This is a genomic window from Rhizobium sp. Root1220, assembly GCF_001426265.1.
In the GTDB taxonomy this organism is placed as follows: Bacteria; Pseudomonadota; Alphaproteobacteria; order Rhizobiales; family Rhizobiaceae; genus Rhizobium.
The window spans coordinates 304,636-323,868 of the sequence record NZ_LMDG01000033.1; the positions used below are offsets into that span (position 1 = coordinate 304,636).

Sequence of the window (19,233 nt, forward strand, 5' to 3'; positions counted from 1 at the left end):
TCGCGACGGGCGTGCTTGATCAGACCTGTGCGATGCCGCCATCGGCAAAGAGTTCGGCGCCGGTTACAAAGCTCGATTCATCCGAGGCGAGGAAAAGGGCGGCGGCGGCGATCTCCTCGGCGCGACCCACGCGACCCATCGGAACCTGCGAACCGAGATAGTCAAGCAGGCCCTGCTGCTGCGCCTTGTCCTTGCCGGCGAGTTCGACCAGCCCGGTCGTTTCGGTCGGGCCCGGGCTCAGCGTGTTGATACGGATGCCGCGATCCTTCAGGTCGAGGATCCAGTTGCGCGCGAAGTTGCGGATCGCCGCCTTGGAGGCGGCGTAGACGCTGAATGCCGGCGTGCCTGTAGCGCCTGCGGTCGAGCCGGTCAGGATGACCGACGAGCCGTTGCCGAGCAACGGAAGTGCGGTCTGTACGGTAAACAGCACGCCCTTCACATTGCGGTTGAACGTGTCATCAAACTGCTCTTCGGTGATCTGGCCGATCGGCGCAAACGAACCACCGCCGGCATTCACGAACAGCACGTCGATACGGCCGGCTTCCGACCTTACGCGGTCGAAGAGACGATCGAGATCGGCCTGCTTGGCGGAATCGGCCTGAATGCCAGTGACGTTGCCACCGATTTCGGCGACGGCCGCAGCCAGCACGTCGGCGCGACGGCCAGTGATGAAGAGCCGCGCGCCTTCGGCGGCGAAGCGCTTTGCGGTGGCAAGGCCGATGCCCGACGTGGCGCCGGTGATGACTGCGATCTTTCCATTCAGTCTCTGTGTCATTGTCGTCGTCTCCTGTTGTTCGACTGAGCAGGAGATATGGACGGCAGCATCGTTTCGGAATAGAACGGAATGAAAACCATCGTTGCATAAATGAAATGATGAAATTGCCGGATTTTGAAGGATTGGCGATGTTCGCGAAGGTGGCGGAGGAGCGATCCTTTGCCCGCGCGGCGAAGGCGCTCGGCGTGTCCGTCGCGACGGTATCCCGTGGCGTGACGCGACTGGAGGAACGGTTCGGCGCTCGGCTCTTCAATCGCACCTCGCGACAATTGGCGCTGACGGAATTCGGTCTCAGACTCGCCGACCGCGCTTCGCGGATCTATTCCGACGCTGAAGAAATAGAGAATGCCGCGCGCGAACTCTCAAGCCTGCCACGCGGGTTGATCCGGCTCGCGGCACCCATGACCTTTGGCGTTCATTGGGTGGCGCCGATTCTGCCCGACTTCTTCAGGCTTTATCCCGATATCAGCATCGACCTGCATATGAGCGACGCCAGTGTCGATCTGGTGGCCGATGGTTTTGATGCGGCGCTTCGCATTGCCGTCCTGCCGGACTCGTCATTGGTGGCGCGGCGGCTGGCACCGGTCTCCCCCTTCATTCTGGCATCACCCGCCTATCTCGAAAAGTTCGGGTGTCCGAGCCATCCGCGTGAACTCGCCGCGCATCATTGCCTCGGCTATGCCTATCGTCCACGACAGGACATCTGGAGGTTCACGAACGCGGCGGGGGAGGAAGAGGTGGTGACGCCGACCGGCCCGCTGCGGGCAACCAACTCCGAGGCGCTGATCCCGATGGCCCTCAGCGGCCTCGGCATCTGCGAACTGCCGGAATTCATGGCAAGCGAGTATCTCGCCGACGGCCGCTTGAAAGCGATCCTGACGGATTGGAGCCTCCCCAAGGGGGCGCTTTATTTCGTGACCCCATCGGCGCGGGCAAGGCCGGCAAAGGTCGAGGTTCTGGCGGAATTCATGGCCGCACGGCTTTCCAATCCGCCGTGGCGGTGGCCGCGCTGATGCCTATCGTGTTTCCTGATCGCTCGGCGGCATCAGTCGAAAAATGGCGAAACGGACGATGACGATCAGGCAGATGAGGAGGCTGGCGAATTTCAGCCGCGTCATCCATGGCAATAGCTGCGCGGCGAGGTCGGCAGAACCGCTGTCGCCGAACGCGATCAGGCTCGATATGTTCTCGCCGTAGTCGGCAATGCCGTAGACGAACGGCAGCGCGTAGACGAGCTTGGCGACGAGCGGCGGAACCGGCCGGCCGAAATAGGAAACGTCGGACCGGAGCTTTATCAAAATGAGGAGTAACAAGGCCGTCAGAAGTGCCGGGAAAACCAGCTCAGGGCCGGAATACATCGCTCTCAGCAACCGGTCGGCGGTTTCGTTCTGGACGAGCAATCTCTGCATCCGCCCGACGGCCAGATCGTCGTAGCCGGCAAAATAAGTATCGAGGATTGCCAAGCCGGTTTCGTGCTTGAACGGAACGACAAAACCGAATGTCGTCCATGCGAGCACACCGAGGCAGATGGCCGCGAGCAGCGCGATAATCCAGATCGGAATACGGCTGCCCGCGTTCATTCTCAGGCGCCGGAGCCGGGATAGTTGGGGCTCTCGCGGGTGATCGTCACGTCGTGCGGGTGGCTTTCGCGAAGGCCTGCACCGGAGATGCGCACAAAGGTCGCACGCTCCTGGAACTCCTTGATATCCTTGCCACCGACATAACCCATGGCAGCCTTGAGGCCGCCCGCGAGCTGGTGCAGAACGCCGGAGACCGGCCCCTTGTAGGGAACCTGGCCTTCGATACCCTCGGGAACGAGCTTCAGCGTGTCGCGCACTTCCGCCTGGAAGTAGCGGTCCGCCGAGCCGCGCGCCATGGCGCCGACGGAACCCATGCCGCGATAGGCTTTGAAGGAGCGGCCCTGATAGAGGTAGACCTCGCCCGGGCTTTCATCGGTCCCTGCCAGCAGCGAGCCGATCATGACGGCGGAAGCGCCGGATGCGATCGCCTTTGCAACGTCGCCCGAGAACTTTATGCCGCCGTCGGCGATGACAGGGATGCCCTGAGCCTGAGCAGCTTCGACCGCCGACATGATGGCGGCGAGCTGTGGAACGCCGACACCGGCGACGATGCGCGTCGTGCAGATCGAGCCCGGGCCGATGCCGACCTTGACCGCATCCGCACCGGCATCGATCAGCGCCTTGGTGCCATCGGATGTCGCGACGTTGCCGGCCATGACGCGCACGGAGTTGGAAAGCTTCTTGACGCGGGTGACGGCTTCGAGAACGCGGGCCGAATGGCCGTGCGCGGTATCGACGACGAGAAGGTCGACGCCTGCCTCGATCAGCCGTTCAGCGCGCTCGAAACCATCGTCACCGACGCCGATGGCAGCAGCGGCGCGCAGGCGGCCTTGCGCATCCTTGGATGCATTCGGGTTCAGCTGCGACTTTTCGATATCCTTGACGGTGATGAGACCGACGCAACGACCTTCGCCGTCGATCACCAGCAGCTTCTCGATGCGATGCGAATGAAGCAGGCGCTTGGCTTCCTGCTGGTCGACGCTTTCCTTGACGGTGACGAGGTTCTCGCGCGTCATCAGCTCATAGATCTTCTGCGACGGATCCGATGCGAAGCGAACGTCGCGGTTGGTCAGAATACCGACGAGACGGCCAGATTTTTCGACGACCGGAATTCCCGAGATGCTGTAGGTCTTCATGAGCGCCAACGCATCGGCTAGCGTCGCGTCGGGGCCGATGGTTACCGGGTTGACGACCATGCCGCTTTCGAACTTCTTGACCTGGCGGACCTGCTCGGCCTGCTCGACCGGCGTCAGGTTCTTGTGGATGACGCCCAGGCCGCCTGCCTGTGCCATGGCGATGGCAAGACGGTTCTCGGTGACAGTGTCCATCGCGGACGAGATAATCGGGATGTTCAACTCGAAATCGGTCGCGATCCGGGTTGCGACGCTCGTCTGGCCGGGCAAAACCTCGGAATGACCGGGCTGCAGGAGCACGTCGTCGAAGGTGAGTGCGTCCAAACCGGTTGGCGTTTCAATGATGCGAGCCATGGCCAATTTCCTCAAATACGAAAAATGCAACGCCTCCCGGAACGAATCGTCCGCACCGGCGGTGTGCAAGGGTTGCTTGGAAGTTGGCGAGGGCTGGTAACACGTCTATGACAGGAAGGGAATAGCAAAAAGCCCGGCGTGGCCGCCGGGCTCGGCATGGCTGCCATGCGGCAATATCAGAGGTCGAACTGATAGGTCTTCGGAACGAAACGGTATCCCTTTTCGTACGGTTCGGCGAAACCGACCGCCGGGAACGGCATGTGGTAGCCAAGGAAGGCAACCCTCTCGGTGGCGATCATGTCGAACACCTTCTTGCGGGAGGCTGCAGCCTGCGTCTTGTCCATGTCGAAGCGGACCTCCCATTCGGGTTGCTGCAGCGACAGGATGTAATGGTTGGCGGTATCGCCCGTGGCGACAAGCCGCCTGCCGTCGGATTCGATGTGAAAGACCATGTGGCCCGGGGTGTGACCCGTCGCCAGCATCGCCGTGATGCCGCTTGCGACCGTGTCGCCTTCTCCGATGAAGGTCGCCTTTTCCGCGAACGGCACGACGTTGGCCAATACTGCCTTGTGGCCGCCTTCGGCAGCCGTACCTTCCCGGGCCTTGTCGGTCCAGAAATCATACTCTGCCTGGCCGACGACGTAGCGCGCGTTCTTGAAGGCAGGTGCGCCCGCTTCCATCAGACCCCCGATATGATCGCCGTGCAGGTGGGTCAGCGCAACCAGCGTGATGTCGTCCGCGGAATAACCTGAAGCCTTGAGCCCCTCGCGGAGCAGGCCGCTGCCACGGGCGCGACCACCTTCACCGAAACCGGTATCGATGAGAATGACATCAGATCCGGTGTCGATCACCGCCGGCGCATATGTATTCACGAACTTGTCCGTCGGCAGGAAATTCTTCGCGAGCAGATCCTGGACCGTTTCCGGCTTCTGATTGGTACCGAAGGTTTCATAGGGTTTCTCGGCGATCGTGGCTCCATCCTTGAAGACGGTGAACTTATACGAACCGAGTTTGAACTGATTGAATTGAGGCTGCGTCGTCGCATCCATCTTGGTCATGTCTCCACTTGCGGCCACTGCGGCCGTCTGCCTTAAAATCATCGGCGCCGCGAGCAGGCCAACACCTGCAACAACGAATGCCCGCCGCCTTATCCCCGTCGACACTGCCATATCCCATCCCTTCCAGTCGTGCACGGCACCATCGCCGCACGCCCCGTTCACGCCCGACCGCCGTGTGTTGCAATCGGCCCCGACGAACATATGTCAATCTCGGTTGCTGAAACCGGCGGACAAGCGGTCTCACGCAGACGTGACTCAATCGTGTTTGCCAAGCCAATCGAGGGGTTGGCAGCGGTCGATACGAAGACTACAGAGCACAGGCTTTCCGAGCCGTCGCAGACTTCAAGGCGTCCCCGCATGAATCGCATCGTTCCACTGATCCTCGCAGTCGCCCTGTTCATGGAACAGATGGATTCCACCGTCATATCGACCGCCCTGCCCGCCATCGCCAACGACCTGCATGTCGGGCCGATCACGCTGAAGCTGGCGCTCACCTCCTATATGGTCTCGCTCGCGATCTTCATTCCGGTCAGCGGCTGGATGGCGGACAGGTTCGGCGCCAAACGCATTTTCCGGCTGGCGTTCTGTGTTTTCGTCATCGGCTCGATCTTCTGCGCGGCCTCGTCGGGCCTGATCGAATTCGTCTGCGCCCGCTTCCTGCAGGGTGTCGGCGGGGCGATGATGACCCCGGTCGGTCGTCTCGTTCTCTTGCGGACCACAAAGCGGAGCGACCTGGTTTCCGCCATGGCGCTGTTGACGATCCCGGCGCTTGTCGGCCCATTGGCGGGGCCGCCGCTCGGCGGCTTCATCACCACCTATTTCAGCTGGCACTGGATCTTCCTGATCAATGTTCCGGTGGGGATCATTGGCGTTTGGCTCGCAACGATATTCCTGCCCGAGGTGGAGGCGACCGCCCCCCCCAGACTTGACGTCATCGGCTTCGTGCTGACGTCACTTGCGGCGGCAGGCGTGGTCTTTGGCCTTTCCGTTGTCAGCCTTCCGGCGCTGCCGCCCATCATCGGCATCGCTGCGACCGCCGTCGGCCTGATCTGCGGATTTCTCTATGTAGTCCATGCGAACCGCCATCCGGCTCCCATCCTCAACCTGAAGCTCTTCCGCAACCCCACATTCCGGGCCTCGACGTTGGGAGGAACACTGTTCCGCATCTGCATCGGCGCAATGCCGTTTCTCACGCCACTGATGCTGCAACTCGGCTTCGGCCTCACTCCCTTCCAGTCCGGCCTGATCACCTTCGCCGGCGCGATCGGCGCGATCACAACCAAGTTCATGGCACGGCGGGTTTTCGCCGCAGCCGGTTTTCGAACAACATTGCTCTCAGCGGCCGCCGTAACGACTGTGGTCACGATCGCAACCGGGTTTTTCACCCCGGAAACGTCGCACCTTGTCATCATTGCCATCCTGTTGGTGGGCGGATTCTCGCGTTCATTCTTCTTCACCGGGGTCAATGCGCTGGCATACGCCGATATCGATGATGCCCAGGCGAGCCAGGCAACATCGATGAGTTCCGTGATGCAGCAGGTGAGCCTCGCACTCGGGGTTGCCGTTGCCGCTGCAATTCTCGAAACCTCGATCTACTTCCGTGGCGAAGCGTTGCAGGTGGCGGACTTCCACGTCGCGTTTTACGTTCTGGCCGTGCTGACGGTGGTCGCCACGATCCCGTTCATCGGGATGGACAAGAACGCCGGTGCACTTGTTTCCGGCCACCGCGCGAAGCGGCTTCCGCCGGCGCCGGCCGAGATCGACCAGCAGGCCGCGAAGTAGGCGCTATTCGGGATTTTCGCAGACGGCGCTCAGCTTGTTGCCATCTGGATCGCGAACGTAGGCGGCATAGAAATTGGCATGGAACGGCCGCAAGCCCGGCTTTCCCTCGTCAACGCCCCCGGCGGCGATGGCGGCGGCGTGAAACGCATCCACGTCCGCCCGTTTCTCCGCCACAAGCGCCACCATCGAGCCGTTGCCGTTCGACGCTCTTCGACGATTGAACGGCGTCACGATCCACAGCCGACAGCGGATGTCGCCGTCCGCCGCATAACCGATTTCCTCCTCGGAATGGCGCTGGCGCCGGTAACCGAGCAACGGCAGCACGACGTCGTAGAAACGTCGGGCCTGGTCGATATCGTTGGTTCCGAGAGTGACGTATAACAGCATTTCCACCAGCGGGTCATTTCAGTCCTGGGAGGTCCCATTCGGCCCCAGAACGCCCGAAAGATCAAGCTTCCGTTGCCTCGGGTTCGACCTTGCGGCCCTTGAAGCCCTTTGCAAGCAGGAACATCTCGACGGATTCAGCGCGAGACGATGCCGGCTTGACGTGGACCACCTGTTTGAAGTGCTGCTTCAGCATGTTCAAAAGCTCGCGCTCGGTGCCGCCCTGGAAGGTCTTGGCAAGGAAATGGCCGCCTTCGCCAAGCACTTCCACGGCAAAATGCGCCGCGACCTCGCAAAGGTGCATCGTGCGCAGGTGGTCGGTACGATGATGGCCGGTCGTCGGCGCCGCCATGTCCGAGATCACCAGATCTGGTGTGCCGCCGACCGCTTCCAGGAGCTGCGACGGTGCCGAGGCATCAAGGAAGTCGAGCTGCAGAATCTTGACGCCGGGGATCTGCGCCATTTCAAGGAAGTCGATCGCCGCGACGCGGGTATCCTCATCCGTCGAGCCCGTCACCTTTGCCGCGATCTGGGACCAACTGCCCGGTGCGGCGCCCAGGTCGATGATACGGCGAGCACCCTTCAGGATGCCATGCTTCTCGTCGATCTCGAGCAGCTTGAAGGCCGCGCGGGCGCGGTACCCTTCGAGCTGGGCACGCTGCACATAGGGATCGTTGATGTGGCGCTGCAGCCACTGGCGCGACGAGGCCTTCATCTTCTTGTTCTTGACGCGCTGGCCGAGCTTGCGGCCGGTGCGGTTGCCCGCAATCGTTGGCTTGGTCATCCCGTTCCCCTATCTGCCACGCTGGCCGCGGCGGTTGCGCCGCCAGACGCCGTCGTCCGCCATCATGTCCGTCAGCAGGCCTTCTCTCAAGCCGCGATCGGCCACCCGCATGCGCGGGCTCGGCCAACGGCGACGGATCGCCTCCAAAATCGCACAGCCCGCCAGCACGAGATCGGCACGATCCGGCCCAATACAGGGATTGGCTGCACGGCTGGCGAAATCCCACGACAGAAGCTTTGCCTGCATGGCCGAGACTTCATCGTCGGACAGCCAGATGCCGTCGACCTTGCGCCGGTCGTAGCGCGGCAGGTCGAGATGCACGCCGGCCAGCGTCGTCACCGTTCCGGACGTGCCTATGAGATGGAAATCGTCTGCCTGGCCAATCTCGATGTCCGGGCAGTTGAACGCCGCAAGCATCCCCTCGACTTCCAGGACCATGCCTTCAAAGACATCCGGCGTGACGTCACGACCGCCGTGACGCTCCGACAGAGTGACGACGCCAACGGGAAGCGAGGTCCAGTGCGTGATGTGATTGGCGAGACGGTTGAACCTGCTTTCGCCAATGCGAATGACGGCGATTTCCGACGAGCCGCCGCCGATGTCGAAAAGAACGACCGAACGCGTCTCGCGACCGACCAGCGACGAGCAACCGGAAACGGCAAGGCGTGCCTCCGTCTCCCGGTCGATGATCTCCAGCTCGAGACCCGTCTCGGCGACCACGCGCGCCAGGAATTGTTCGCCATTGCTCGCCTGACGGCAGGCTTCGGTCGCAATCAGCCGCATCCGACGGATTTCGCGGCTCTTCAACTTCGAGGCACAGACCTTCAGCGCATCGACCGCCCGGTCCATCGCCTCTTCAGACAGGCGACCGCTCGCGGCCAAGCCCTCACCAAGCCGGACGATGCGCGAAAAGGCATCAACGACCCGAAACTGGCCCGGACGCGTCGGCTGCGCGATCAGCAGCCGGCAATTGTTGGTGCCAAGATCGAGCGCAGCGTAGAGTTCGTCGGGCCACGGGTGCTGCGCATGCGGGCGCCGCTCCCGTTCGGGGTGGCGGGTGGCGCGGTTGTCATTTTCTCCGGCGCGATGCTCGGCCGAGATCCCACGGGCCGTCGGCACCGGTTGACTGGCGGGTGGCGCATTTTGCCCGACCGACTTTTCATGCACCAGCGGACGCCCCTGCAAGCCACGTTTTCCGCGGTGCTTGCGACGATTGCGACGACCGGATGCCGCGTCGGCGTCATGTCCCGTCGGATTCGGTGCAGGTCCAGATTTTTCGTTCTGTGGCTGATGTTGCTGCTGGATGCTCTCGCCGGATCCGCCGGAGCCACGGCGGCGACGCTTGCGCTTGCGCGCCGAATTCTCGGCCGCGTTGTCAATTGGGCGCGCTGCCTCTCCGGCGTTGCCAGAGGCGGCATGCTGAGCGGATTGACTCACATCGCGGGACTGTCCGCCACGTTTGCCTTTGCGGCGCCTGGATTTTTTTCCATCCTTGCGCGCTACCGCCGACGCCCCGTCAAATTGCGGCTTTGCGCCGCCTTCGGGGTCTTCCACGTTCGTTTTCCATCGCGCCGCGCAACTCCAGGAAGGCATGCAGCTGGCGCTCATTCGATTTTTGCGTTGCGGTAAGACTTATCAGTGCGGAGCGGAAACGCCAAATTCTTTTTGTTCCAAGCTCAAGGAGGGCCTTGAGACATCCAAAAGCGGCTGTGGATTTTTTTCAAACAGCTATTTGCAATCCGCGAGCTTTTGGTTATAAGCGCCGCACAGCAGCCAAGCGGCCCGCCGCGGCTTGTTGGGGAATAGTTCAATGGTAGAACGACGGACTCTGACTCCGTTAATCTTGGTTCGAGTCCAGGTTCCCCAGCCAAACACTTTTCTTGAAGCAGTTTGATACGCCCACGACCTTGATGACTCTATGTCGTCATGGCTGGCATGGCTGCGGCCCATCTGCCGCTGAAGTGGGCTGCGGTTGTGCATTCAGCAACCTTGCAGCCCTCAGGTGCGATCCACTCAACTGCGGCTCGACACACCGAATCAGTGCTTCCGGATTCCGCATCCGGCGGCCTGGGCACCGCTTTCGTTGATTTATTATGACTTAGCCGTCGTAGTGGCCCGCGAACGCGTCCTTGGCAGATTTGACGACGACCGCGACGTTGACGCCCTTGGCAACGGTCACGCCGGTGCTGCGAAGGTCGGCGACCGCCTTCAACCCGCCCGACTTCGGAGGATCGAGCGGCTTGACCGTCCCGGCGTCCAAATCCGCCACCCAGAGGCCCGTTTCACCTGCAATGCTAATGACAACAACCTTAGACATGCCCGTCTCCTCTTCCAAAGAATGGTGTTAAAATCCCGCCTTCTTCAGGCCTTCACGGTAGAGATCCTTGTGCCACTGCTCCTTGCTGGGAACAGCGGCCAGCCATGTGTCCACGTCGAAATTCGGGTTGGCTTCGCGAACCCTTCGCACAAAGGTGCTTGCCTTGTCCTTGCGGCCCAGCATGGCCCAGCTCGCAGCCGACAGCCTGTCCGCCAGGCTGGGATCGGCCATCTGTCCGATGTAGTCCACCGACGCCGCAAATTCGCCGAGGGCATAGCTTGCCCCCGCAGCCGTCCACAAATAGGTGTCAGGAGCGAGAGGGTTCAGCTCGATGGCGCGCTCGATCTTCTGCAAGGCCATCCCCGGACGGGAGCAATGAACCAGCGTGTCCGCATGGTCGGCGATGATGTCGGCATAGTTCGGAGCAAGCGTCTCCGCCACTTCCATCGCCTCGGCGCTCTCATCGAAAGATCCCTGCAGCAGCTTGCTGACGCCAAACTCGCGATAGCCATCGGCGAAGTCCGAACGCTTTTCAATGGAATGCTTCGCCAAGGATTCCGCAGATTTCAGAAGGTCGATATCACCTCGCGCTGTCAGCAGCCATTCCTTGGAATAGGTTCGCGCCATCGAACTCAGCGCCGGCGCAAAATCGGGGCTTGCGTTGAGGGCTGCCCGCATCTCGTTGCGCGCGCGCCTCAAGTTGGGAAGCGTCAGCCGAGCCAGATTCTGCCTGCCAACAAGATATCGGTGGTAGGCGACGGGGTTCAGTTCGATGTCCGCGCGCGCCTCCTCGTGACGCGCAATCTCTCCCGAAACAGACAGTGCGATCTGCCGGGAAATCGCTCGTCGATCCCGCAGCAGCTCGAGGTGATCGAGGCTGAATCTCTCCGCCCAAAGAATTTGGCTGTCGTCGACGAAGATCAGCTGGGCAAAAAGAGTTATCTCGTCGCCCGCGCCGCTGATCCGCGTATCGAGGACATAGTTGACCGAATGGCTTTCAAAGAACGCCACCTGGGTCTCCGTATGGTGGCCAATCTGGACCGCCGAATGTGGCGCGATCACCCTCAGGCTGTTGAAGGCACAAAAGCCGATGGTGATGTCTTCGATCAACGATACAGCCAGGACACCCGCATCAGGGCGTACCGACTGGTTGCTGGGCGGAAGCAGTACAAGGCGGGGAACCGCAATCTTCAACTCCTCTGATTCAGCCACTTTCCCGGAGGTGCGCGTTGCGGACGCCAAGCTCCGGGGTGCAATTCTCGCGTTGGCTTTCTCAGGTGTCACCTGCAGCGCTTCGATGCCCCGTGAAATCGAAGTACGCCGTTGTTCAAAGTAGTTCTGGAGAGATTCAACCTCTTCTTCCGCGTTGAATATCTGGATGAGCAATTTCAGCGTATCGGGATCCTTCGGTTCGGACCGAAACAGTATGATTGCCGCTCTTCTAAGGAAGTCGGCCTCCTCCCTGGTCTGCTTGACTTGATAGGCCGCTCTCAACGCATCCTCGAGAAGGCCGACATTGCGATTTTCGCGCTCGGCCACCCAACGTCTGAACTCCCGGCTCTGGCAGTTGACGGGTCCGAGGAAAGGCTGCTCCATCAGTTTCAGGAAGCGCTTCAGTCGGGTGATCGGTTCGGACGTGTCGCTTTCCTCGGCCAACGAAAGATCCGAAGCCAGGGTGTCCCTGTTGATCGAGATCATGCTGCCGCCAAAGGAGAGGAATTCTCCTCCAAGTTCATTCTGGAAGGTCTTCATTCTCGAAAGAAGCTTGCGCAGCGTGGAATCCGAGATTCCGTCATTCCTTTCGCCCCATAGGAACCGATCCAGAGCGGTGCGGTGTGCCGCGCCTTCATCACGCGTCAGCAAATAGGCGAGCAGCAGCAGACCCTTTTCAGGAAAAGCCACAGCATTGCCGTCACCGTCGACGAGCTGCAACCTTCCAAAGGTCTCCAAAACGAATGCCATATTGCCCTCTAAGTCGCCGGAATTGCCATGCATGCCATGCATTGCCGGGATGGAAACCATCCTGTCATGTTGCTGCTTGAGATTCAACGGCTGCATTGCCTCTTTTCAGACCGCATAGGTTGCAGCTGGTTTTATCTGGAGAGGCCGCCATTCGCCATCAGGTCATCAGACCGAAAGCTTCGTCCTGACGTGGCTGGCGAGGTCTCGCATCTGGTCGACGGGCGCATGGCCTATCAGCATGAAGGCATGGGTGCCGTTCGACCAGTAAACGACGTTCATACCCTTGCGGCCTTCAATATCGGGCTCCTTGACGCCAGCGTCGGATCGAACGATGCACAGTGCAATCGGCCCGGTCTGCGGGTCCAGATAGGCGATCTGGGCGAGCGGCTTATCGTCGTATTGCAGCAATTGAGCACGCTTGAAGTCGATACCCGGAAGAGACACGACCTCCGGCGACAACGAGAGGCCAAGCTTCTCATCGACGCGCGCAAGCTGCGCGTGCACTTCGCCGGATACGACGGGGTCAGCCAGCGTGTCCGGCGTGTAAAGCGCGATATATTCAGCGACCACGGCGCGCCATTCACCGCTTTCGTCCTTTGTGGCGAGAGTGCCGTTCAGACCGATGAATGCCCTGTCGGCCACAACACCTGCAACGAGACAAGCTGCCAACGCGCCAAGAAAGCCGCGGCGGCTCGCCCGGGCTGAGGTTGGCTTTGCGGCAACGGGGACCACCCCGAGCATATCTTCGAGCTCTGCCCTGGGTGCGGCAGCAAGCATCGGCTCGAAGGCCTCCTTGAAGGGCAGGTTGCTGCGCGACAGGAATTCGAGTCGAGCGGCAACACCCTTGTCTGCACGGAGCAGTGCCTCGATGCGCGCCACGTCGGCGGCAGGCAGTTCGCCATCGATGAAGGCCGTCAGCAATTCATCGGAGGGGAGTTGGGTTTCATCGCTCATGTCGTGCCCTCCCCCGAGAGATTTCCGGCAAGCTTCGCGCGTGCGGCGGACAGGCGGCTCATCACCGTCCCGATGGGGATGTCCAACACACTTGCGACTTCCTTGTAGGACAGCTCCTCCACGTATGCCAGGAACACCGCGACCCGTTGCGCTTCCGGCAAGGCATTGACCAGACGTAAGACCTGGTTGGCGAATATATGCGTTTCCGTGTCACGGGCGCCATCCACCACCAGCGCCTGGTCCGCAGCGACGAAACCCTGCCCCTGACGGACCCGTTGGGACCGGACCTCATTGAGCCAGATCGAATGGAGAATCGAAAACAGCCAACGGTCCAACCGCGTACCGGCCTCGAACTGCCCTGAGCGCTCCAGTGCGCGCAGGCAGGTCTGCTGCACCAGATCGTCAGCCACATCGCGACGATGCGAAAGGACCAGACCATAGCGCCAAAGCCGCGGCAGATTGTCCGTCAGACCAACCCTGATATCGGCTTCGCTTGCGATGGCCGCCTCCGCCACAGGTTTCCGTTCCGCCGCCGTCGCCGGGGATGGCGACGGTTTCGATGCTGCATATGCTGCAGATATGGTGCGCACAACCTTCATTGAAAGATTCCTGACCGCTACGATTGCGTGATCGCCCATTTCTGCTCGCTGGTCATATCTTCGATGGATCGAGGATCGCCTGGTTGAGATCCTGGTACTCTTCGCAATGCGTACCGCAGATCGTCTTGATCGTGTTCAGCTGATCCCTGGCGAGGTCGATCCGACCCTTCACGACATAGGCTTCGCCGAGATATTCACGCACCTTGGCATATTGCGGATCGAGCTGTACCGATTTCAGATAGTATGAGATACCTTCGTCCGTACGGCCGAGCTTACGTGTGGCATAGCCGCGATAGTTCAGCGCCTCGGCGGTATTCTGATCCTTCAAGGTGTCGAGCATGGCTAGCGCTTCCTCATAGCGACCTGCCTTGGCGAGCGAATAGGCATAGTCCGAGCGGTTCTCGTCGGTTATGTTGGCGCTACTTTGCTTGACGCACTTTTTCGTCTTCTTGTCGTAAACCTGCCCCTTGTTGCAGGTGGGCACTGTCTCGCCATCGCTGCTGCCGCCGATGGCGAAGACTGGCGTGGAGAAAGCGAAAGCGGCAATACTGCTGCCGAGCACAATTGATGCAATACGAACAGTTGCTGTCGTCATGGGATATCTCCTGAAAGGGACGTTACGGCGGATAAACACCGCGACAGCCATATTTATTCAGCCGTGCGTCGCTTTTTTCCGATCACCATCTTGTGAGAGATGTAAACGAATAAACGTTCAGCCCAGGTGTTTGCCTTCAGCCGGGTTACAAGGAGTACTACGTGAACGACACCGTCAAACTGCTGGCTCTCGCCGTCGCCACCCCCGAACATGTCATCACCCAACAAGAAGCAGCCGAAACGTCCGCCAGACTCTTCTCGAGCCGGCTCAAGGACTTTTCGCATCTGACCAGCGTCTTCACCAATGCGGGGATTCGAAAGCGCCACGCGGCCCGACCGCTGCAATGGTTCGAAGAGCCGCACGGCTGGCAGGACAGAATGGAAGCCTATGCGGAGGTCGCAAGCAACCTGTTCGTCGAAGCGGTGGCGAAAGCACTGGATCAGGCAGGCCTGAATGGACGCGACGTCGACTGCGTGGTGACGGTTTCCTCGACCGGAATCACGACACCCAGCCTCGATGCCCGGCTTGCCGAGAAGATGGGATTCCGTTCCGACATCGAACGTGTGCCCGTTTTTGGCCTCGGCTGCGCTGCCGGCGTTTCCGGCTTTGCGATCGCCTCGCGCTTCGCCAAGGCCAGACCCGGCGCCACGGTACTCTTCGTGGCTATCGAACTTTGCACCCTGGCGTTCCGGCTGGACGAACTGACGCGGGCAAACATCATCGCCACCGCACTGTTCGGCGATGGCGCCGCCGCATGTGTGCTGAAGGCGGGGCCGCGTGGCAAGGCGGAGGTGGAATCGACAGGTGAACATCTCTTCCCCGATACGCTCGGCATCATGGGCTGGAAGATCGACGACACCGGCTTTGGCATTGTGCTTGCCCAGTCGCTGCCGCCATTTGCGGAGGCGGAACTCGGTCCGGCGGTCGATGGAATACTGGCGCGCAACGGTCTTGCACGTGGCGATATCAATCGCTTCATCTGCCACCCCGGGGGCGCGAAAGTGATCGCAGCGCTCGAAATCGCGTTGTCGCTCGAATCCGGGGCGCTAGACCACGAGCGGGCTGTGATCTCCGAGTATGGCAACATGTCTTCGCCAACCATTCTGTTCGTTCTCGAACGGGTGTTACGCGCGGGATTGCCGGAACGCAGCGCCATGGTGGCCATGGGACCGGGGTTCACGGCAAGCTGCGTTACGCTGAGGAGGGTCGCATGATCTGGACATCGGTTGCGCTCCTGGCCTTCGTCACCCTGCAGCGGCTTTCCGAACTCGGCCTCGCCCGCCACAACACGCGCAAACTGATTGCAAATGGCGGTCGTGAAATCGCGCCGCAGCACTATCCCTACATGGTGGTGCTGCACGGTTGCTGGATCGCAGGCCTTTGGCTGCTGGCGATCGATCGACCGATCAGCCCGGTGTGGTTCGTCATTTTCATGCTTCTGCAGCTCTGCAGGCTGTGGGTGATCGGCACGCTAAGGGATCGATGGACGACGCGAATCATCGTACTCCCGGGGGCACCGCTCGTCAGCGGCGGCCCCTATCGCTTCCTGTCACACCCCAACTATGCCGTCGTCATTTGCGAAATTGCGGTGTTGCCGCTGGCCTTTGGACTACCTCTGTACGCTGTGGTGTTTTCGGTGCTGAACGCTGCAATTCTGTACGTTCGCATCAGTGCCGAAAACGCGGCGCTGAAATCCGCAATGTTTTTGAAATGAAATGCAATTTTTCGTTTGCGCAGCGTCAGCGGTAGGGTCATTTTCAACGCAGGACTGATTGGACTGCGTGGGGAAATGACAAAGAGCGTAATTGTACTTGGTGCGGGCATAGTTGGAGTATCGACGGCCATTCACTTGCAGCGGCGTGGCTGTCAGGTGACGCTGCTCGACCGAAAAGCGGCGGGGACGGAGACCTCTTTCGGCAACGCCGGATTGATTCAGCGCGAGGGCGTGGTGCCCTATGGCTTTCCGCAGCAACTCGGACTGCTCGTGCGCTATGCGTTCAACAACCGTATCGACGCACACTACCATCTGAAGGCTCTGCCGCAGCAGGTCGCCTTCCTCGCCCGCTATTGGTGGAATTCCAACGCCAAGCGACACGAGATGATTTCGCGCGCCTACGCGCCGCTCATCGAGCACTCAATCTCCGAGCATCGGGATCTGATCGAAGCCTCCGGCGCGGAGAGCCTGATCCGCAAGGACGGCTGGATGGAGATATACCGAACGCCTGGCAAACGCGACGCCGAATTCGCCGAAGCCGAACGACTGCAGAAGGAATTCGGCGTCAGCTACGAGCCGCTTGATTCCGCAGCCATCGCCCGGCTGGAACCCGACATAACGGGCGATTTCATCGGTGGGCTGCGCTGGCGCGATCCGTGGTCTGTCCTCGACCCGCATGGACTGACAATGGCCTACAGGAACTATTTCGAGCGCCTGGGTGGCAGCTTCGCCACGGGCGACGCCAACTCCCTCGGGCGCTTCGGCTCCGGCTGGAAGGTAGCGACGACCGACGGCGCGCTGGAAGCAGACGATGTGGTGCTGGCCCTAGGTCCGTGGGCTGCCGTTGCGACCCGCCGGCTTGGCTACTCCTTCCCGCTCGGCGTCAAGCGCGGCTACCACATGCACTATTCCGCAAAAGGCAACGCGGTCCTCAACAACTGGACCCTCGATGCGGAGAAAGGCTATTTCCTGGCTCCGATGAACCGCGGCATCCGGCTGACGACGGGCGCTGAATTCGCCTCCATGGATGCGCCTAAGACGCCGGTGCAGCTCGATCGCGCCGAGAAAATGGCGCGGACCGTGTTCCCGCTCGGCCAGCGGCTCGATCCCGAACCATGGATGGGCGCCCGCCCCTGCACGCCGGATATGATGCCGATCATCGGCAAGGCACCACGGCACGAAGGCATGTGGTTCGCATTCGGCCACGCACATCATGGCCTTACGCTCGGTCCCGTAACGGGTCGCGTGCTGGCGGAACTGATCACCGAGGACAAACCGTTCATCGATATTTCCGCCTACTCGCCGCAACGTTTCAATCCTTGAATACGGCGCCGTTTGCCACCTGCATCCCATATTGAGGAGAACAATCCGCAGGTGCCGCGGATCGCGCAATTTGATTCCTCCAAAAACCCGCCGCGCTCATTATAAGACATGGAAAACTTGAGGAAATTTCGCATGTCTGTCTCATCCTCCCCTACTATCGACACCGGGCAGCCTTCGCTTGGCACTCCGGGCATCGGCGCGCTTCTGGTGCTCGTCATCGGCACACTGCTGCTTGGCTACGCTTATGGGCCAGCGCAGGGTGCCTTGTTCCTTGTCGGCGGTGCACTCGGTATTGCGCTCTATCATGCGGCCTTCGGCTTCACATCCGCATGGCGCGTCTTCATCATGGACGAACGCGGGCGCGGCCTGCGAGTGCAGATGATCCTGCTGGCACTTGCCGTTGTGCTGTTCTTCCCATTCCTGGCTAGCGGCACGCTTTTCGGCCATGAAGTAAAGGGTTCCGTTTCGCCGGCCGGCATCGGCGTACTCGTCGGCGCGTTCATGTTCGGTATCGGCATGCAGCTCGGCGGCGGATGCGCCTCGGGCACGCTCTTCACCGCCGGTGGCGGCAATGCGCGCATGCTGATCACGCTGTTCTTCTTCATTGTCGGATCAGTGCTGGGAACGGTGAACTTCGACTGGTGGACGAGCCTGCCATCCCTGCCGCCGACTTCGCTGGTGACGACCTTCGGTGCCGCCGGCGGCATTGCCGTGTCGCTGGTCATCTTTGCGGCCATCGCTGGCATCACCGTACTGGTCGAGAAGCGCTGGCACGGCTCGCTCGAAAATGAGGCGCCGTCCCCGCGTCATGGCTTCGAGCGTTTCCTGCGCGGCCCCTGGCCCCTCGTTCTCGGCGCCGTGGCACTTGCCCTGCTCAACTTCGCCACGTTGTCGATCGCAGGCCGCCCTTGGGGCATTACCTCGGCTTTCGCACTCTGGGGCGCCAAGGGTGCCCAGCTGATCGGCATCGATCCAACCGCCTGGGCCTACTGGCAGACACCAGCGAACGCCAAGGCGCTTGCCGATAGCGTGTTTGCGGACATCACCTCCGTCATGGATTTCGGCATCATTGCCGGTGCGATGTTGGCGTCATCGCTCGCCGGTCGCTTCGCGCCGAGCTGGGACATTCCGTTGCGGTCGGTGCTCGCTGCGATCATCGGCGGACTGCTGCTCGGCTACGGCGCGCGCATCGCCTATGGCTGCAATATCGGCGCCTACTTCTCCGGCATTTCCTCGGGCAGCTTGCACGGCTATCTCTGGGCAGCGGCAGCATTCGCGGGCAACATCATCGGTGTCCGGCTGCGCCCGTACTTCTTCTTCGAGAGAAAAATTCTTCTGAGGACCGACGGTTAGGCAACACCCAGCAAGGACAGATCGCGGAGCGCCGCCTTCGCGATCCCTTCGACCGTATCGTCGATATCAACGGTCGCAACGCCCGGTTCGCCGGTCGGAATTTCGAGCGTCGCCAACTGGCTTTCGAGCAGCGATAGCGGCATGAAATGCCCCTTGCGCTCGCCCATCCGCCTGGTGAGTAGTTCCTTCGAGCCGTGAAGATAGACGAAGTAGAGCTCGCCACCGACTGCATGCCGCAACCTGTCGCGGTAGCTTCGCTTCAGCGCTGAGCAGGATACGACGATCCCCTCGTTGCGATCCAGCACCGCTTTCATCGCTTCACCGATCAGATCGAGCCACGGCATCCGGTCCTCGTCGGCGAGCGGGATACCCTTCGACATCTTCTCGACGTTGGAAGCCGGATGCAGCGCATCGCCTTCGACAAACTCGACAGCGAGCGCTTTCGCTATCGCCGCGCCCACGGAGGATTTGCCGCAGCCGCTGACCCCCATGACGACGATGGCATGGGGGTGCGTGTCAATTTCTGGCATTGCTTTTCTCGCTCATCACTTCGGCAGCGCTAGAGA

General features: G+C 61.0%; 19 protein-coding genes and 1 tRNA gene. 7 read left to right on the forward strand and 13 right to left on the reverse strand.

Features of this window, described 5'->3' with window-relative positions:
* Positions 1–19: 19 nt before the first annotated feature.
* Positions 20–775 carry an SDR family oxidoreductase gene (locus ASC90_RS20620; protein WP_056544485.1) on the reverse strand — a complete coding sequence of 252 codons (756 nt, stop codon included), beginning with the start codon at positions 773–775 and terminating at the stop codon, positions 20–22.
* A 95-nt stretch (positions 776–870) separates the two neighbouring features.
* Between ASC90_RS20620 and ASC90_RS20625 the strand changes: the two genes are divergently transcribed.
* On the forward strand, positions 871–1,788 hold the full coding sequence (locus tag ASC90_RS20625) for a LysR family transcriptional regulator (RefSeq protein WP_056544489.1): 918 nt from the start codon (positions 871–873) through the stop codon (positions 1,786–1,788).
* Between the two features lie 3 nt (positions 1,789–1,791).
* Here ASC90_RS20625 and ASC90_RS20630 read toward each other — a convergent pair whose 3' ends face one another.
* The 3 genes from ASC90_RS20630 to ASC90_RS20640 all read right to left on the reverse strand — a co-directional run bounded on the left by ASC90_RS20630 (position 1,792) and on the right by ASC90_RS20640 (position 5,011).
* Entirely contained in the window at positions 1,792–2,355 is a 564-nt protein-coding gene (locus ASC90_RS20630; RefSeq protein WP_056544492.1) for a hypothetical protein, read from the reverse strand.
* A gap of 2 nt (positions 2,356–2,357) precedes the next feature.
* Complete coding sequence (gene guaB / locus ASC90_RS20635; protein WP_056544495.1) at positions 2,358–3,842, reverse strand: IMP dehydrogenase; 1,485 nt, start codon at positions 3,840–3,842, stop codon at positions 2,358–2,360.
* A gap of 176 nt (positions 3,843–4,018) precedes the next feature.
* Positions 4,019–5,011 (reverse strand): MBL fold metallo-hydrolase, encoded by a 993-nt coding sequence (locus ASC90_RS20640; RefSeq protein ID WP_056544975.1) that lies wholly within the window; start codon positions 5,009–5,011, stop codon positions 4,019–4,021.
* Positions 5,012–5,257: 246 nt separating this feature from the next.
* Here ASC90_RS20640 and ASC90_RS20645 point away from each other — a divergent pair, with 246 nt between their 5' ends.
* The gene (locus ASC90_RS20645) at positions 5,258–6,682 is read left to right on the forward strand and encodes a DHA2 family efflux MFS transporter permease subunit (protein ID WP_056544979.1); all 1,425 of its coding nucleotides are present in this window, start codon (positions 5,258–5,260) and stop codon (positions 6,680–6,682) included.
* Positions 6,683–6,685: 3 nt separating this feature from the next.
* On the opposite strand, the gene ASC90_RS20650 is transcribed toward ASC90_RS20645, so the two are convergent.
* From ASC90_RS20650 to ASC90_RS20660, 3 genes are all read right to left on the reverse strand, one after another.
* Positions 6,686–7,069 (reverse strand): VOC family protein, encoded by a 384-nt coding sequence (locus ASC90_RS20650; protein WP_056544498.1) that lies wholly within the window; start codon positions 7,067–7,069, stop codon positions 6,686–6,688.
* A 61-nt stretch (positions 7,070–7,130) separates the two neighbouring features.
* Entirely contained in the window at positions 7,131–7,850 is a 720-nt protein-coding gene (locus tag ASC90_RS20655; RefSeq protein WP_056544501.1) for an RlmE family RNA methyltransferase, read from the reverse strand.
* Between the two features lie 9 nt (positions 7,851–7,859).
* Positions 7,860–9,404: a Ppx/GppA phosphatase family protein gene (locus ASC90_RS20660; protein ID WP_056544504.1), complete on the reverse strand. Its 1,545-nt coding sequence runs from the start codon at positions 9,402–9,404 to the stop codon at positions 7,860–7,862.
* Between the two features lie 242 nt (positions 9,405–9,646).
* Between ASC90_RS20660 and ASC90_RS20665 the strand changes: the two genes are divergently transcribed.
* A tRNA-Gln gene (locus tag ASC90_RS20665) sits at positions 9,647–9,720 on the forward strand.
* 228 nt (positions 9,721–9,948) lie between these two features.
* Here ASC90_RS20665 and ASC90_RS20670 read toward each other — a convergent pair.
* The 5 genes from ASC90_RS20670 to ASC90_RS20690 form a co-directional block, all read right to left on the reverse strand.
* Positions 9,949–10,167, reverse strand: coding sequence for a hypothetical protein (locus ASC90_RS20670; RefSeq protein ID WP_056544509.1), 219 nt, complete (start codon positions 10,165–10,167; stop codon positions 9,949–9,951).
* A 27-nt stretch (positions 10,168–10,194) separates the two neighbouring features.
* Entirely contained in the window at positions 10,195–12,129 is a 1,935-nt protein-coding gene (locus tag ASC90_RS20675; protein WP_056544982.1) for a hypothetical protein, read from the reverse strand.
* Between the two features lie 165 nt (positions 12,130–12,294).
* Positions 12,295–13,083 carry a hypothetical protein gene (locus tag ASC90_RS20680; RefSeq protein WP_056544514.1) on the reverse strand — a complete coding sequence of 263 codons (789 nt, stop codon included), beginning with the start codon at positions 13,081–13,083 and terminating at the stop codon, positions 12,295–12,297.
* Positions 13,080–13,682 carry an RNA polymerase sigma factor gene (locus tag ASC90_RS20685; protein ID WP_056544984.1) on the reverse strand — a complete coding sequence of 201 codons (603 nt, stop codon included), beginning with the start codon at positions 13,680–13,682 and terminating at the stop codon, positions 13,080–13,082. The genes ASC90_RS20680 and ASC90_RS20685 overlap by 4 nt, the downstream gene beginning before the upstream one ends.
* A gap of 52 nt (positions 13,683–13,734) precedes the next feature.
* The gene (locus tag ASC90_RS20690) at positions 13,735–14,277 is read right to left on the reverse strand and encodes a tetratricopeptide repeat protein (RefSeq protein WP_056544517.1); all 543 of its coding nucleotides are present in this window, start codon (positions 14,275–14,277) and stop codon (positions 13,735–13,737) included.
* A gap of 161 nt (positions 14,278–14,438) precedes the next feature.
* On the opposite strand from ASC90_RS20690, the gene ASC90_RS20695 reads away from it, so the two are divergent.
* The 4 genes from ASC90_RS20695 (at position 14,439) to ASC90_RS20710 (ending at position 18,667) form a co-directional block, all read left to right on the forward strand.
* Positions 14,439–15,491 (forward strand): type III polyketide synthase, encoded by a 1,053-nt coding sequence (locus tag ASC90_RS20695; protein ID WP_056544520.1) that lies wholly within the window; start codon positions 14,439–14,441, stop codon positions 15,489–15,491.
* Positions 15,488–15,991 carry an isoprenylcysteine carboxylmethyltransferase family protein gene (locus ASC90_RS20700; RefSeq protein ID WP_056544523.1) on the forward strand — a complete coding sequence of 168 codons (504 nt, stop codon included), beginning with the start codon at positions 15,488–15,490 and terminating at the stop codon, positions 15,989–15,991. Before ASC90_RS20695 ends, ASC90_RS20700 begins: the two co-directional genes overlap by 4 nt.
* A 75-nt stretch (positions 15,992–16,066) precedes the next feature.
* The gene (locus tag ASC90_RS20705) at positions 16,067–17,314 is read left to right on the forward strand and encodes an FAD-binding oxidoreductase (RefSeq protein WP_056544988.1); all 1,248 of its coding nucleotides are present in this window, start codon (positions 16,067–16,069) and stop codon (positions 17,312–17,314) included.
* Between the two features lie 132 nt (positions 17,315–17,446).
* The gene (locus tag ASC90_RS20710; RefSeq protein WP_056544526.1) at positions 17,447–18,667 is read left to right on the forward strand and encodes a YeeE/YedE family protein; all 1,221 of its coding nucleotides are present in this window, start codon (positions 17,447–17,449) and stop codon (positions 18,665–18,667) included.
* Here ASC90_RS20710 and ASC90_RS20715 read toward each other — a convergent pair.
* Positions 18,664–19,197 carry a gluconokinase gene (locus ASC90_RS20715; RefSeq protein ID WP_056544529.1) on the reverse strand — a complete coding sequence of 178 codons (534 nt, stop codon included), beginning with the start codon at positions 19,195–19,197 and terminating at the stop codon, positions 18,664–18,666. The genes ASC90_RS20710 and ASC90_RS20715 overlap by 4 nt on opposite strands.
* Positions 19,198–19,233: the final 36 nt, after the last annotated feature.

Excerpts from the sequence above, each read along its gene's own strand:
- ASC90_RS20705 (WP_056544988.1), top strand. The coding sequence starts at position 16,067 with ATGACAAAGAGCGTAATTGTACTTGGTGCGGGCATAGTTGGAGTATCG.
- ASC90_RS20655 (WP_056544501.1), bottom strand. The coding sequence starts at position 7,850 with ATGACCAAGCCAACGATTGCGGGCAACCGCACCGGCCGCAAGCTCGGC.
- ASC90_RS20715 (WP_056544529.1), bottom strand. The coding sequence starts at position 19,197 with ATGCCAGAAATTGACACGCACCCCCATGCCATCGTCGTCATGGGGGTC.
- ASC90_RS20680 (WP_056544514.1), bottom strand. The coding sequence starts at position 13,083 with ATGAGCGATGAAACCCAACTCCCCTCCGATGAATTGCTGACGGCCTTC.
- guaB (WP_056544495.1), bottom strand. The coding sequence starts at position 3,842 with ATGGCTCGCATCATTGAAACGCCAACCGGTTTGGACGCACTCACCTTC.
- ASC90_RS20645 (WP_056544979.1), top strand. The coding sequence starts at position 5,258 with ATGAATCGCATCGTTCCACTGATCCTCGCAGTCGCCCTGTTCATGGAA.
- ASC90_RS20620 (WP_056544485.1), bottom strand. The coding sequence starts at position 775 with ATGACACAGAGACTGAATGGAAAGATCGCAGTCATCACCGGCGCCACG.
- ASC90_RS20625 (WP_056544489.1), top strand. The coding sequence starts at position 871 with ATGATGAAATTGCCGGATTTTGAAGGATTGGCGATGTTCGCGAAGGTG.
- ASC90_RS20700 (WP_056544523.1), top strand. The coding sequence starts at position 15,488 with ATGATCTGGACATCGGTTGCGCTCCTGGCCTTCGTCACCCTGCAGCGG.
- ASC90_RS20675 (WP_056544982.1), bottom strand. The coding sequence starts at position 12,129 with ATGGCATTCGTTTTGGAGACCTTTGGAAGGTTGCAGCTCGTCGACGGT.
- ASC90_RS20670 (WP_056544509.1), bottom strand. The coding sequence starts at position 10,167 with ATGTCTAAGGTTGTTGTCATTAGCATTGCAGGTGAAACGGGCCTCTGG.
- ASC90_RS20685 (WP_056544984.1), bottom strand. The coding sequence starts at position 13,682 with ATGAAGGTTGTGCGCACCATATCTGCAGCATATGCAGCATCGAAACCG.
- ASC90_RS20640 (WP_056544975.1), bottom strand. The coding sequence starts at position 5,011 with ATGGCAGTGTCGACGGGGATAAGGCGGCGGGCATTCGTTGTTGCAGGT.
- ASC90_RS20690 (WP_056544517.1), bottom strand. The coding sequence starts at position 14,277 with ATGACGACAGCAACTGTTCGTATTGCATCAATTGTGCTCGGCAGCAGT.
- ASC90_RS20710 (WP_056544526.1), top strand. The coding sequence starts at position 17,447 with ATGTCTGTCTCATCCTCCCCTACTATCGACACCGGGCAGCCTTCGCTT.
- ASC90_RS20650 (WP_056544498.1), bottom strand. The coding sequence starts at position 7,069 with ATGCTGTTATACGTCACTCTCGGAACCAACGATATCGACCAGGCCCGA.
- ASC90_RS20630 (WP_056544492.1), bottom strand. The coding sequence starts at position 2,355 with ATGAACGCGGGCAGCCGTATTCCGATCTGGATTATCGCGCTGCTCGCG.